The sequence below is a fragment of the Arthrobacter sp. P2b genome (assembly GCF_900168295.1).
Classification (GTDB): domain Bacteria; phylum Actinomycetota; class Actinomycetes; order Actinomycetales; family Micrococcaceae; genus Arthrobacter.
Genome location: NZ_FVZL01000006.1, coordinates 16,800 through 30,530 on the forward strand (window position 1 = coordinate 16,800; position 13,731 = coordinate 30,530).

Below are 13,731 nucleotides of genomic sequence, written 5' to 3' on the forward strand. Positions count from 1 at the left end.
TGACGCGCAATGTCTGCTGCTCTAGCCTACCCGAGGCACTGCAGCGCCCGTCGAATCAGGGCTTCGGGCTACAACCCCTGGAGCAAGGCCTGAGCCTCCTGGAGTGACCGGCCCCTCCGACGGCAGGAGAAGGCGGATCTACTTCTGGAAGTTGTCCACATAGCAGATGGTGCACCGGCCGGGACCCGCTACCGCTGTCTAGCGTGGGTTCAAAGGCACAAAGGATATCCACCCATGACATTGCACTGCACCCTGCTCGGCGGTCCCGAGTCGCGCCTGGCCGGGCAGCGTCTTGAGTTGTCCATCGACGCCGCCGACGGTACGGCGGGGGCCCACATCCGGGACCAGCTCGCGAGGATGTTTGGCACAGGGACCGTAACGGTCGACGGCGACGACCTGCGATCCGTACGCGTCGGCACCTTGCCGCTGGTTAACGGCGCCGTCCTCATCGACGGCGGCGGAGCACCAGTCAGCAGGAAGGAACGGCGCCGGCCCGCCGGCGAGCCGGCTCCACTCGCCCTTGCCGTTCACAGCGGCGCGGGCGCGGGAACAGTGGTACCCCTGCGGCGCGGGACCTACACCATCGGCAGGAGCAACACCCGGATAGTCATCGCGGACGCAGAGTTGTCCCGACAGCACGCCCGCCTTGTAGTCACCGAAACGGACATCATCCTCGAAGACCTGGACAGTGCGAATGGCACCTACGTGGATGGCGAAAGAACCCGGGCCGCCGCCCTCTCCACCGGTTCAACCGTCCGCTGTGGAAGCTCAACCATGTCCATCGTGTTTGCCGACATGCCGGACAAGGCGCTGAGCGACGCCGGGGCCTCCGTGCAGGAGCCTATTCCCGTCAGGGGCCGGGCGGAGTCCGGCAGCCGGGCGGTCCTCATTGCCACCGCAATTCTTCCACTGGTCGTCGGTGCAGGACTTGCGGTCTTCACGGGTATGTGGATGTTCCTGGCTTTTGCTGCCGCCTCCACCCTGGCCCTTGTGGTTCCTGTTGTATCCGGCAGGCGCCAACGGCGGGAGCTGGGCGCTGCAATTAGAGCGGCTGTTGCCAAGGACACGGAACGGCGCCGGGCGGCCGGGCCCTCGCTCGCTACGTTGGTGCTGGCCACAGGTGGGATGCACAGCAACGCTTCAACCACTGGCGAAAGGGAAGCCGCAGCGTGGTTGCGCCTTGGCCAGGCGAAGCAGCCCGCCAATGTAAAGGTGGAGCCGGTCGCTTCCACCCGGGAGATTCGCTCCGCTGAAACCGTACCGGTGGTCTTTGACCTTTCACGCCCCAAATCGGTATTTCAGGGATCCAGGAGCCTGCTGGACGGGATGATCAGGGCTATCGTCATGCAGCTGGCCGGTTATCCGAGGTGCCGTACCACACGCGTCGTCATTCACGGGCATGCAGAGGGCTTCCTGTTGCCCGCACGTTTCCTTCCGTCCGTAACCCTCACAGCATCGGCGGCCGCTTGCCGGCGCGTGCTGGCGGAGGGCTTCAACGCCACCGCCCCGCAGGGAGTCCTCCTGATTACTGACGCAGCAGACGGAGGCGTTTCAAGCAGCGCCCTCGCGGATGAAGCGCTGGCGCGCGGGTGGCATATCCTTGAATTCCTTCCCGAGGGGACCAGGACACAAGGCATTGATGTGGAACTCCGCGAGCGCACATCGATCCTGCGGCGACCGGCCGGCGACGTCGTCTTTGTACCCGATCTCGCCCCCGAGGAGGTTTTCAGCACCTTCTGCCGCCGTCTGGCAACCTTGCCTCGGGTGAGGGACGCCGGGGAACACGCTCTGCCATCCACCTGCACGCTGGATGACATACTGCCGCTCACGGCCGCCCGTACGGCTGCCCGTTGGGCATCGAGCAAGAAGAACGCCGCGCTGTCGGCTCCCCTTGGACTCGGTGCGGGCGGGGCCAAAGTTGTGGATCTTCACACCGACGGCCCCCATTTGCTGATAGCAGGCACCACCGGCTCCGGAAAGTCGGAGTTGCTCCGCAGCCTTACCCTGGCGCTGGCTCTGAGCCATCCGCCCGACCGGATAAATTTCCTTTTCGTTGACTTCAAAGGCGGCTCGGGGCTTGGTCCCCTGGCCGGGCTGGTCCACTGCGTGGGGCTGCTGACCGACCTGGCCCGCTACGAACTGGAGCGCACACTCATCTCGCTCCGCGCTGAAATCAGGCGTCGTGAAGAAGCCTTGGCAGCGGCAGGAGTGCCTGACATCGGCGCGTATCGGTCCAATCCTGCCTCGGAGCCCGTCGCCATCCCCCACCTGATTATCGTCATCGACGAATTCCGGATGCTGGTTGATGACGCACCGGAAGTACTCCGTGAACTGATGCGCATTGCCTCCATCGGCCGCTCCCTTGGGATTCACCTCGTCATGGCTACCCAGCGGCCGCAGGGCGCATTGACTGCGGACATCAGGGCCAATGTCACCTCCAGCATTGCCCTGCGGGTGCAGTCCGACATGGAGTCTGTTGACATCATCGGGTCCAAGGACGCCTCAGCGATCCGTGTTGACACTCCTGGACGGGCTTACCTCGCCAGGGGCACGGAACCAGTCCAGGAATTCCAGGCAGCAACCACGGGACCGCTGCATGCCCGCACCAGGCAGGATAACTCCGTCACCGTGCGGCTTGCCACGGATTACCTTCTGTCCGACCCTCCTGCCGACGCGGTGGCAGAAGCCCCGACGCCCGCGCAAGCGGCAGCACCGTTGGTCAATTTGGTGCGTGAACTTTGGGACGGCATGGGAGGAGCACCGCCGCGGGTGCCCGTTGCGGCTCCCCTGCCGGAAGACATAGAGGAACCCGCGTGGAACAGCGCCAATGCTGCCGCGTCCATGACCTCTGGCGGGACCTGGTCAATCAGGCTTGGGCTGGTGGACCTTCCGGACAGCCAAAGGCTGCAGTCGCTTGAATGGGAACCGGCCAAGAGCAGCCACTTGGCCCTGATCGGCGCACCCGGGTGTGGCGCCAACGAAGCCTTGGACGCAGCCGTTCGCGGTCTGCTTCGCCATCCACAGGAGGCGCACTTGTACTTCCTGGACGGTGCTGGAAGTTTCCATTACCTGTCCTCCCACGCCAGAATCGGTGCCCACACCGGTGTGCAGGAGCTTCGGCGTGCGGTGCGGGTACTGGAACGCTTGACGGCTGAACTTGCCCGGCGGCTTAACCAGCCGGGCGGGCGCTCTGTGCCGCTGATTGTGGTGATCTCCGGGTGGGGCTCCTGGCTGTCGGCGTTCCGGTCGGGTCCATTGGCATGGGGCGAAGACCTCGTCCAGGACCTTGTCCGCGACGGTGCCCGGGCCGGGATAACACTCATCATTTCCGGAGACCGGGAGCTTGTCACCGCCAGGTTCAGCGGAGCGATCCCAAACCGGCTTTATTTCCCTGCCGGCTCCAACCCCGACAGCCGGGCAGCCTGGCCGCGGATGCCTTCCACAGCAGCTGTCAAAGGAAGAGCCGTCGCGTTCGGTCCCGTTGCCGAAGACGGTGCTGCCGTATGCCAGCTGTACCGCACAGCACCGGACAGTTCCTGGCACAGCGACCTTGCCGGCAGCCCGCAGCAGCAGCTGGTTACGCTTCCTCCCTTTCGGGTGGAAGCGCTGCCGTCGGTGGTGACGGCTGGCAAAATCCTTTCAATGCTGGCGGACCCGGCTGTTTCCCATGCGCCCGGCTCCGTTCCGTCGGGGCCCCGGCTTCCGGGCATCCTCATCGGAGTTGGCGGTGACGAGTTGGTTCCCGCTTCTTTCCGCATTCCACCAGGCGGCGTGGTGGCCGTCCTTGGAGGTCCGGGCAGTGGCAAGACCAACGTCCTGAAAGCGTTGCAGGTTCTAAATCCGGCCCACCGCTGGCTTTACCCCGACGCCGGGGCCGACGCCCTTACATATTGGAAGGGCCTGCTGCTGCAGGTGCAGGGCAGCCAGCTGCCCAGGGACACAGTGCTCCTGGCCGACAACGCGGACCTTATGTCCCCCGGCGCGATGCAATGCCTGTCCGAACTGCAGGCCCTGGGCCAGCCGATGGTCCTGACGGCGAACTACAGTCCGCTGATCCTTCAGCGCGTTCCGCTGATCATGCAGTCCCGCGCTGCCGGAACGGGTCTGCTGTTGTCCCCGCGGTCCATATCCGACGGGGACGTCTTCGGCGTCCGCTTCGAGGTCGAACCGAATCCATCCCCGGGCAGGGGCGTGCTCATTTCCGGCGGACGTGCCTGCCCAATCCAAGTGGGATGGGCTGCTGCAGACGACTACAGGGCGGGCGGTGCACTTCCCGTGCGCGAGGCATAACTGATCACCTTGCTGTGGAACAGGAGCACGATGGCGGCTACCGCGGGCAGCAGCATCGCCAACCCGGCCACCACCAGGCCACCGCTAAGTGTAGGAAATCCGATGGTCAGAACGAACAACTGCGCCACGAGGGCGGCGGCCCGGGTCCAGCGGTATCCCCGGTATAAGAAAACAGCCACCGCATACAGCCACGCAGCGAAGGCGAGCAGCAGCCCCAGCGTAAATACCGCTCCCCAGAACGACAGTACGGGGCTTCCGTTCAGCAGTTGGTAGCCGTACCAGCCGGCGGCCACAAGGAGCGCTGTAGCCTCCGCGGCGACGATCAGTGCTGTGACTACTGCTGCAGGCGGCGGTGCAACTGGCGCTGCCCCTGCGTTGCGGTCCGGCCCCGGACGCGGCTCTTCCGACGGTGAAGGGGACGCTGAGGGGTTTACCGGGGGTCTTGACACACTGGCACCCTACCGGACATAGTCGGACAGTGGTGAGGGCCAGTGCCGCCAGTGTGATGTATCGCTCAGCGTTACGGGGATATCAAGCGTTATTACCCCTTGTTTACACAGCGTTAACATGACAGGCTTGATTCAGATGACCAACGGGGCCCTGCCGGGCCCTTTTCCTTTGTAGCTCCTAGTGAATAATTTCACAAAGAGCACTTCCCAGAAATGGAGCAACTGATCAGCATGGATTGGCGTAACCGCGCAGCGTGCCTCGAGAAGGACCCGGAACTGTTCTTCCCCGTCGGGAATACAGGGCCCGCCCTCCTCCAGATCGAGGAAGCCAAAAGTGTATGCCGCCGGTGCCCGGTAGTGGACACCTGCCTGCAGTGGGCTCTCGAGTCGGGCCAGGATGCCGGCGTCTGGGGCGGCATGAGCGAAGATGAGCGCCGCGCCCTGAAGCGCCGGGCAGCCCGCGCCCGCCGCGCTTCCTGATCGCCCAAAACGCAAAAAGCCCCGGCCGCAACCTGAGAGGTTGCGACCGGGGCTTTTCCCTTTAACCCTTGGGCTCAGCCAGAAGAATGGCAATGGCCGGGGAGCCGCCCGCTACTTGCCCGCCAGGCTGAGCCGGATCTGTACCGCCGTGCCGCCGCCGTCACGGGGCTTCCACTGGATTGTCCCCCCAAGTTCACTCGTGACCAGGGTCCGCACGATCTGCAGGCCAAGCCCTTCAACGTGGGGGGTGTCGGGCAGCCCCACGCCGTCGTCGGCAATGGTCACTGTCAGTTCTTCACCCTCGTCTGCCTCAGACCGGTCAGCGATAAGCGACACGGTTCCGGCCCTGCCCTCAAGCCCATGCTCCACGGCATTGGTGACCAATTCATTGATGACGAGTGCCAGCGGCGTGGCCAGGTCACTGGGCAGCTCTCCAAAGGTCCCGGACCTTTCAGTCCTTACCTGCTGGGAGGGCGAGGCAACCTCGGCGGACAGCCGGAACTGGCGTCCGATCAGCTCGTCGAAATCAACGCTCTGCGTCAAGCCCTGCGACAGGGTCTCATGGACGAGGGCGATGGTGGCAACGCGTCGCATCGCCTGTTCCAGTCCCTGCTTGGCTTCTTCGCTCACCATGCGGCGGGACTGCATCCGGAGCAGCGCCGCAACGGTCTGGAGGTTGTTCTTCACCCGGTGGTGGATTTCCCGGATAGTGGCATCCTTGGTGACCAGCTCCATCTCACGCCGCCGCAGTTCAGAGACGTCGCGGCAAAGGACCAGCGCGCCAAAGCGCTGCTGCTCGTCACGAAGCGGGATAGCGCGCAGCGACAGGCTGACGCCCCTGGACTCAATTTCACTGCGCCACGGCATGCGGCCAGTAACCACCAACGGCAGCGTCTCGTCCACCATGCGCCGGTCCTTCAGCAGGCTGGCAGTCACCTCAGCGAGCGACCGGCCCTCCAGTGACTCCCCATCCCCCAGACGCCGGAATGCCGAGACACCGTTGGGGCTCGCGTACTGCACTATGCCTTCGGCATCGAGCCGTATCAGGCCGTCTCCCACACGCGGCGCACCCCGCCGCGACCCGGTGGGCGAGGCAAAGTCCGGCCACAGCCCAAGCGTCCCCATGCGCAGGAGGTCATAGGCACACTGGCGGTAGGTCAGCTCAAGGCGGGACGGCATGCGGGAACTGGACAGGTCCATGTGCGTGGTGACCACGGCAAGCGTCCGGCCATTACGGACCATGGGCACGGCCTCAACACGGAGAGCCATGTCGCTGCTCCAGTTGGTTTCGCTGGAACGCTCAATGGAGCGGCTGTTCCATGCCTTGTCCACGAGCGGCTGCAGGTCCGACCGGATTCCCTCGCCCACGAAGTCGCCGTGGAAGACCGTGTGCGTGGTGGACGGCCTGACGTGTGCCAGCGCAACGTACCCATGGTCCGGGTGGGGGAACCACAGCGCCAGGTCGGCGAACGCCAGGTCCGCAACCATCTGCCAGTCCCCCACCAAAAGGTGCAGCCATTCGGCATCACCAGGCCCGAAATCAGCGTGTTCCCTGATGGGGTCCGTAAAGATTGCCACTGCACCTCCAATTACGACGCCGTACTTGCTAGCGCCGGACGATTGACCTCAAGAGCCTCAATGCTACCGACAGGGATGCCATATCGTCGGTTTCAAGCGAATTGACCTCATCGAACATGCTCTTCGCCCGGCCCAGCTGCTCCGCATTCTGGGCCTCCCAATCCTTCAGCCGGGCTTCCGGCGAATCAGCCGCCGTGGTGGCGTCAAGCACCGCCGTCGTTATATCCGAAACCGTGGAGTACAGGTCGTCGCGGAGGGCTGCCCGGGCCAAAGCCTGCCACCGGTCCTGCCGCGGCAGGCTGCTGATCCGCTCAAGGAGGGAATCGGCGTGGAAGCGGTTGAAGACCGTGTAGTAAACGGCCGCGATCTCCTCCACAGGGTCCTTCCGGACCCGGGCGATCTTGGCAATGTCCAACAGGACGAAACTCTCGAAAAGTTCTGCCCAGCGCAGGGCGAGTCCTTCCGGAAGTTCCCACTCACGCGCCGTTTCCAGCCAGCCTGCCACGCGAGCCCGATCGTCGCCGCGCAGGTAGTCCAGAAGCCGTGCGCGCATCGGGTCCATCAGGGGCTTGAACTCGGACACCACATCCGCAATGGGCCGCGAAACAGTGCCCTGGGTCAGGAGCCACCGGACCGCGCGGTCAAGCAGCCGGCGGACATCGAGGTGCACAGTGCTCCAGTGCTCCGTCGGGAACGACGCAGGCAGGCTGTTGAGCTCCCCCACCATGGTGTCCAGCTCGTAGATTTCCCGCAGTGCCACGAATGCCTTGGCCACAGCCACCTCACTCGCCGACGTTTCCTCCATGACACGGAATGCGAAGGTGATACCGCCGAGGTTGATCATGTCGTTGGCCACCACGGTGGCGATGATCTCGCGCCGCAGCGGGTGGGTATCCAGTTCCGCGTCGAAGCGCTCGCGCAGCTGCTGCGGGAAGTAGTCCCGCAGGGTCTTCCTGAACCAGGAGTCATCAGCAAGGTCGCTGTCGCGCAGCGCGGACGTCAGTTCGATCTTGGCGTAGGCGGCCAGCACCGACAGCTCGGGCGAGGTCAAACCCTGCCCCTGCTGCAGCCGCTCCCGCAGCACTTCGGTTGAAGGCAGCGCTTCGAGCTCCCGGTTCAGGTCGGCTGACTTCTCCAGCCAGTCCATCAGCCGCTCATAGCTGGGGCTCCACTCGGCTACCTTTGTCCGGTCGTTGAGCAGCAGGATGTTCTGGTCGATGTTGTCTTCGAGCACCAGCCGGCCCACCTCATCGGTCATCGATGCGAGGAACCCGGCACGTTCTTCCGCCGAAAGCTTTCCGGCGGCCACCATCCGGTCGACGAAGATCTTGATGTTGACCTCATGGTCGGAGCAGTCGACGCCGGCTGAGTTGTCAATGGCGTCGGTGTTCAGGATGACACCCTGAAGCGCCGCTTCAATACGGCCGCGTTGCGTCATGCCGAGGTTTCCGCCTTCACCCACCACCTTCACGCGCAGATCCCGGCCGTCAACGCGGATGGCGTCGTTGGCCTTATCCCCCACGGAAGCATTCGACTCGGTGCTGGCCTTGACGTAGGTTCCGATGCCGCCGTTGTACAGGAGGTCGGCTGGGGCGAGGAGGATCGCCCGCAGCAGCTCAGGCGGGCTGAGCTCCGTCGTTTCTGCAGGAAGCCCCAGGGCGGTCCGCACCTGCGGTGAGACCGGGATTGACTTGGCCTGCCGGGCAAAGACCCCGCCGCCCTCGCTGATCAGGGACTTGTCGTAGTCATCCCAGGAAGACCTTGGCAGCTCAAACAACCGCTGCCGCTCCACGAACGACGCCTCCTCATCGGGGTTGGGGTCGAGGAAGACGTGCCGGTGGTCGAAGGCCGCGACAAGGCGGATATGCCTGGAGAGGAGCATGCCGTTGCCGAATACGTCGCCTGACATATCTCCGACGCCCACCACCGTGAACGGCTGGGTCTGCGTATCCAGGTCGAGTTCGCTGAAGTGCCGCTTTACTGATTCCCAGGCGCCCCGGGCCGTGATGCCCATCGCCTTGTGGTCATAACCCACGGATCCGCCGGAAGCGAAGGCATCGCCCAGCCAGAAGCCGTATTCGGCGGACAGTCCGTTGGCGATGTCGGAGAAGGTCGCGGTTCCCTTATCCGCGGCCACTACCAGGTAGGAATCGTCGTCGTCGTGCCTGACAAGGTTCGACGGCGGGACCAGCCGTTCGCTGTCGCCTTCCGTCACGAGGTTGTCGGTCAGGTCAAGCAGGCCGCGGATAAACGTCTTGTAGCTTTCGACGCCCTCAGCCATCCACGCGGAACGGTCCACTGCGGGGTCCGGAAGGCGCTTGGCGAAGAAACCACCCTTCGCTCCGGTCGGCACGATGACCGCGTTCTTGACGGTCTGCGCCTTGACGAGGCCAAGGACTTCGGTGCGGAAGTCCTCCCGGCGGTCCGACCATCGCAGTCCACCACGGGCCACCTTGCCGAACCGAAGGTGGACACCTTCGACCCGGGGAGAGTAAACCCAGATCTCGAACATCGGACGCGGGAAGGGCAGGCCCTCGATCCTGGCCGGGTCGAGTTTGAAACTCAGGTGTGGCTTGTTCTGGTAGTAGTTGGTCCGGAGCGTCGCTTCGATCAGGTTAACGAACGTGCGCAGGACCCTGTCGGCGTCGAGCGTGGCGACCTTCTCAATCGAAGCCGCCAAGTCCTGCCGCACGGACTCCTGCGCGGCCAGCCGCTCGTCGTCGCTCAGGGCAGGATCAAAGCGGGCCGCGAAGAGGGCGCTCAGGCCCCTGGTGACGTCCGCATTCGCAAGCAGGGTGTCGGCCATGAAACCGAAGGAGTTGCTGTTTCCCATCTGGCGCATGTACCGCGCGTAGGCCCGGAGCACGGTAATCTGCCGCCACTGCAGGCCTTCCCGGAGGACGAGCCGGTCGAACGCGTCCGATTCAGCTGCGCCTGTCACCGCCGCACCGAATGAATCGGCAAGCAGCTCGCCGGTGGAAACCGGATCCACACCCGCGGGGTATTTCAGCCCGAGATCGTACAGGAAGAAGTCACGGCGGTCCGCTGTCTCAATTTCGAAGGGCCGCTCGTCCAGTACCTCCAGCCCCAGGTTATGGAAGAAGGGCAGAATCTGGCTGAGGCTTTTCGGCTCCAGCATGTACAGCTTCACGCGCGCATCTTCCTCGAGCGTTGCGCCTGCACCTTCCGGGAGGTAAACGTGGACGCCGGGCCGCTCCTGGCGTGCGCCTACCGCCCGTTCCGCCGCCGCCCCGTACTTCTCGAAGCGCGCAATGTCCTCCAGGGCGTCTTCCACCTCGTAGTCCACGCGGTAGCCCGCGGGGAATGCTTCGGCCCAGATAGCGGCCAGTTCCTTGGCTTCCACGGGGTCCCTGCCCTCGCGCAGGACCTCGGCGATGCCTTCGCTCCAGGAACGGGCGGCACGGACAAGCCGCTTCTCCAGTTCCTCGGTGTTGACATGGCTGAAGTCGGCATTCTTCGGCAGGCGGATGCGGAAGAACAGCCGGGCCAGTGCCGACTCCGTCATGCGTGCCTCATAGTCGATGGACACCGCCTGGAACGTCTCGCGAAGTTCCTGCTCGATGCGAAGCCGCACGTTGGTGGTGTAGCGGTCCCTGGGAAGGTAGACGACGGCGGACATAAAACGGCCGTAGATGTCCGGCCGGAGGAACAGCCTGGTCCGGCGCCGCTCCTGCAGTTTCTGGATGCCAAGGGCGGTGGCGGCCAGATCGGGGACTTCGATCTGGAACAACTCATCACGGGGGTACGTTTCCAAAATTCCCAGCAGGTCCTTGCCGGAGTGGGAATCCGGCGGGAAACCAGCGCTTCGGAGTACGGCGTCCACTTTTTCCCGGACAATCGGAATGTTGCGGACCGATCCGGTATAGGCGCTCGTGGCAAAGAGTCCGATGAAGCGGCGCTCACCGTTGACGTTGCCGGCAGCGTCAAAACTTTTGACCCCGATGTAGTCGAGGTAGGCCGAGCGGTGGACCGTGGAACGCGAGTTCGCCTTCGTGATGACCAGTGCACGCTTTTCCCGCGCCTTTTTCCGGCCGGTGTCGGTCAGGTGCTGGATGTGCGGCGAGTCGGCGACCGCCCGCAGGAGGCCCAGCCCGCTGTCTTCGCGGAGCTCCAGGACATCTTCGCCATCCACGTTCACCAGGTCGTATTCCCGGTATCCAAGGAAAGTGAAGTTCCCGTCATCCAGCCAGCGCAGGAGGTCCTTCGCCTGCCGCAGCTCCGCAATCTGTGCCGGGTTTGCTACCTGGTCAAGACTCTCGGAGATCTGCCGGGCCTTCTGGCGCATTTTCGGCCAATCCTCGACGGCGGCGCGGACGTCATTGAGGACACGCTTAAGTCCCTCAAGCAGGGAATCCTTCGCGTCGTCAGAGATGCGGTTGATTTCGACGGCGATCCAGGACTCCATGTGCGAGGCATGCTCGCCCTGCGCAATGAGGTGGGACAGGCTGGGCATTGCCGCGGTGTCACCGCTGGAAATTCCAATGTGCGCGGGAACCCGGTTGACCTTGACCAGCTCGCCGCTTTCCCTGTCGCGAGTGGCGACGAAGAGCGGGTGAACCACAAGTTTGATGGCAGCGTGCTGACGGACGAGTTCTGCGTTGACTGAGTCAACCAGGAACGGCATGTCGTCCGTGACCACGAAGACCACGCTGCTGTCTTCCTCATCCACAACGCTGATTTTCGCCTGGCCGGGCTGCCGCACTGTTGCGACCTCACGGTGGTTGCCCGCCCGTGCCACCAGCACTTCCCGGGGGTAGCTCCTGGCATCCTCCTCGGCCAAATGCTGGTAGTAGTCCCCAATAAAGCCTTCCAGGCCTTCAATCGAAAGGGGCTGATCCTCCACGCTGGATCCAGACGACATCGACACACGCCTCCATCACAAGATATTTGCTGCACCATTGCAGCTCTTATGGCGAGCCTAGCCCTTTGACCTGCGCCCTGCTGTGGAAGAAAAGACAGAGGATTTCGCTTTTTGCTGGTCAGGTGCACAAACGAGACTTCGAACTGCACGGCGCAACGCAGAATCGGGAGCAGTTTCCAACAGCAGCGACCCCGCAAGCAGGGCTGCATCCGCAGCTGCCGGGTCGTACGGCAGGAAGGTTTCGATGCCGGAGGCAGGACCGTATCTTTCCCAGGCATCCTGCAACTGCCGCTCCGGACTCCGTCCCACCGACGAAGCACGAACCTTATTCATGACCACCAAGGGGGACGCCTGGGGAACGGCGGCTTCCAACTCAGCGAGGCCGCGTACGAGGCGGGGAACTCCCACAGGGTCGGCGGCCCCGACCGCGTAGATGGTGTCGGCAAGCTCAAGCGGACGCAGCGTGGCGGCATTCCGGCGTGGCGCCATAGTGTCGAAGCTCAATTCTTCATCTGCTTCCAGGCAAAACCCGGTATCAACAACAATGACGTCGACGATTTGCCGTGCCCGCTCCAGGACCAGGGCAAGGGCGGGCGCCCGGAGCTCGGTCCACCGGTCCGCGCGGGTAATGCCGGTGAGGACTGTGAACGTCCCCGACTTCGTGGCCACCGGGGTTGCAACTTTTTGAAGGGCGGAAGCATCCAGGGCGCCCTGATCCGCCAGCCGGCATGCCTGCGCAAGGCCGGCTGATTCATCCAGCAGACCGAGAACGGCGGCTATGCTGGCGCCATAACTGTCCGCATCAACGAGGAGAACCTGTTTCCCGTCGGCCGCCATCTCGCCGGCGATGTTGGCCGCAACGGTTGTACGTCCCGGCGATCCAACCGGCCCCCAGACCGCAATGATTCTTCCCGCACCTGGCCTGTCCGGGACCACCGCCGGCTCTGCCTGGACCGTGCCCAGGGCAGCACCTGTGTCAGCAAGCGAACTCCAGGTGGCCGAACGACGACCTGCCCCCGTCAATTGCTCCACCGCATCTGCGATCCGGTCGGACAGTTCGGCGGACTCCACCCCGGTCAGCGCAGAGGCCACCCCAATTTTTCGCAGCCGTGCTGCTTCGTCGGCGTTGTCCGTCAACGCGATAATGGCCACTCCCACCGCTCCCAGCCTGTCAACCAGGGAGGCTGTCAGCCCCTCGGAGCCATCAGCCACGACGGCGGCACGGGCAAGTCCGCTTTGGCACGCCGCTAAGAGCTCCGGCAGTTCCGCGCACCTCCTGACGACAGTGACGGGACCATGCAGCCGCTCAAGTCCGCCCACCAGATCCTCCCGGCTCTGGCCAACGGTGACTACCGGAATGTTCATCGGGAGCCGCCGCCGGGATTCCAGACAACCGAAATCTTTGCTTCGTTGGCCTGGGCGCCGAGCAAGGCAGGCATGTGGCTGTCCTCCACGAGGACCATCAGGACGGTGGTCTTAGTGGATCCCAAAGCCGTGGAGCCAGCTGTCACTTCCGCGATTTCAGCGCCGGAAAGGAGAAGCTTGGGTTCACCGTAACCATTTTTGGCGTCGGGCTGTGCAACCCAGACGTCCACCCTGGCGCCCTCGACTGCCTGCGACGGAAGCGTTTCGTCAATGGTCAGCGCCACCGGTTTGCGGTCCAGCTGATCCACTTCCCCAAGGCTCGCCCGGGGTACCAGCTGGTCCTTGGCGATCCGCTGTACGGCAACCACGCCCTCGGGCAGGCCGGACTCCACAGGAATGTAATGTTGCTCGGTTTCGCCGAGGCGCACTTTAGCCCGGACCACGTTCTCGGCGGTCAAGGCCTCGCCCACGCCGATGCCGTCCCGCGCCGCGTAAACCTCCGTGGTCCGGTCGGCACTGTTGACCAGGAAGACGACGCCGGCAACGGAGACCAGGACCAGGAGAATGCCCATCAGCAGGCGCGGGTCCCGCCAGGATGGACGCTTGAGGCGTGCCGCCGTGGCAGACGAATCAGGAACCATTCCGCTTCTCCCCCTATTTGCGCCGGCGCACTGTGGCCGGACAATT

Annotated in this window: 7 protein-coding genes; 2 read left to right on the forward strand and 5 right to left on the reverse strand. The window is 64.1% G+C overall.

Going from position 1 to position 13,731, the window contains the following annotated elements:
- Positions 1 to 234 precede the first annotated feature (234 nt).
- Positions 235 to 4,290 (forward strand): FtsK/SpoIIIE domain-containing protein, encoded by a 4,056-nt coding sequence (locus B5520_RS11705; RefSeq protein WP_079597246.1) that lies wholly within the window; start codon positions 235 to 237, stop codon positions 4,288 to 4,290.
- Here the strand turns inward: B5520_RS11705 and B5520_RS11710 are convergent.
- A complete protein-coding gene (locus tag B5520_RS11710) occupies positions 4,251 to 4,616 on the reverse strand; it encodes a hypothetical protein (RefSeq protein WP_104443487.1) in 366 nt (121 codons plus the stop codon). The two genes, B5520_RS11705 and B5520_RS11710, sit on opposite strands and share 40 nt — an antisense overlap.
- Positions 4,617 to 4,970: 354 nt before the next feature.
- Between B5520_RS11710 and B5520_RS11715 the strand changes: the two genes are divergently transcribed.
- Positions 4,971 to 5,219, forward strand: a complete 249-nt coding sequence (locus B5520_RS11715) for a WhiB family transcriptional regulator (RefSeq protein ID WP_015937605.1) — start codon at positions 4,971 to 4,973, stop codon at positions 5,217 to 5,219.
- A 111-nt stretch (positions 5,220 to 5,330) separates the two neighbouring features.
- Here the strand turns inward: B5520_RS11715 and B5520_RS11720 are convergent, their stop codons facing one another.
- The 4 genes from B5520_RS11720 to B5520_RS11735 are packed head-to-tail and all read right to left on the reverse strand — an operon-like array spanning position 5,331 to position 13,685.
- Positions 5,331 to 6,797, reverse strand: coding sequence for a sensor histidine kinase (locus tag B5520_RS11720; protein WP_079597248.1), 1,467 nt, complete (start codon positions 6,795 to 6,797; stop codon positions 5,331 to 5,333).
- A 28-nt stretch (positions 6,798 to 6,825) separates the two neighbouring features.
- The gene (locus tag B5520_RS11725) at positions 6,826 to 11,679 is read right to left on the reverse strand and encodes an NAD-glutamate dehydrogenase (protein ID WP_079597249.1); all 4,854 of its coding nucleotides are present in this window, start codon (positions 11,677 to 11,679) and stop codon (positions 6,826 to 6,828) included.
- A 57-nt stretch (positions 11,680 to 11,736) separates the two neighbouring features.
- Positions 11,737 to 13,044 carry an AAA family ATPase gene (locus B5520_RS11730; protein WP_079597250.1) on the reverse strand — a complete coding sequence of 436 codons (1,308 nt, stop codon included), beginning with the start codon at positions 13,042 to 13,044 and terminating at the stop codon, positions 11,737 to 11,739.
- Positions 13,041 to 13,685 carry a hypothetical protein gene (locus B5520_RS11735; protein ID WP_079597251.1) on the reverse strand — a complete coding sequence of 215 codons (645 nt, stop codon included), beginning with the start codon at positions 13,683 to 13,685 and terminating at the stop codon, positions 13,041 to 13,043. Before B5520_RS11735 ends, B5520_RS11730 begins: the two co-directional genes overlap by 4 nt.
- Positions 13,686 to 13,731: the final 46 nt, after the last annotated feature.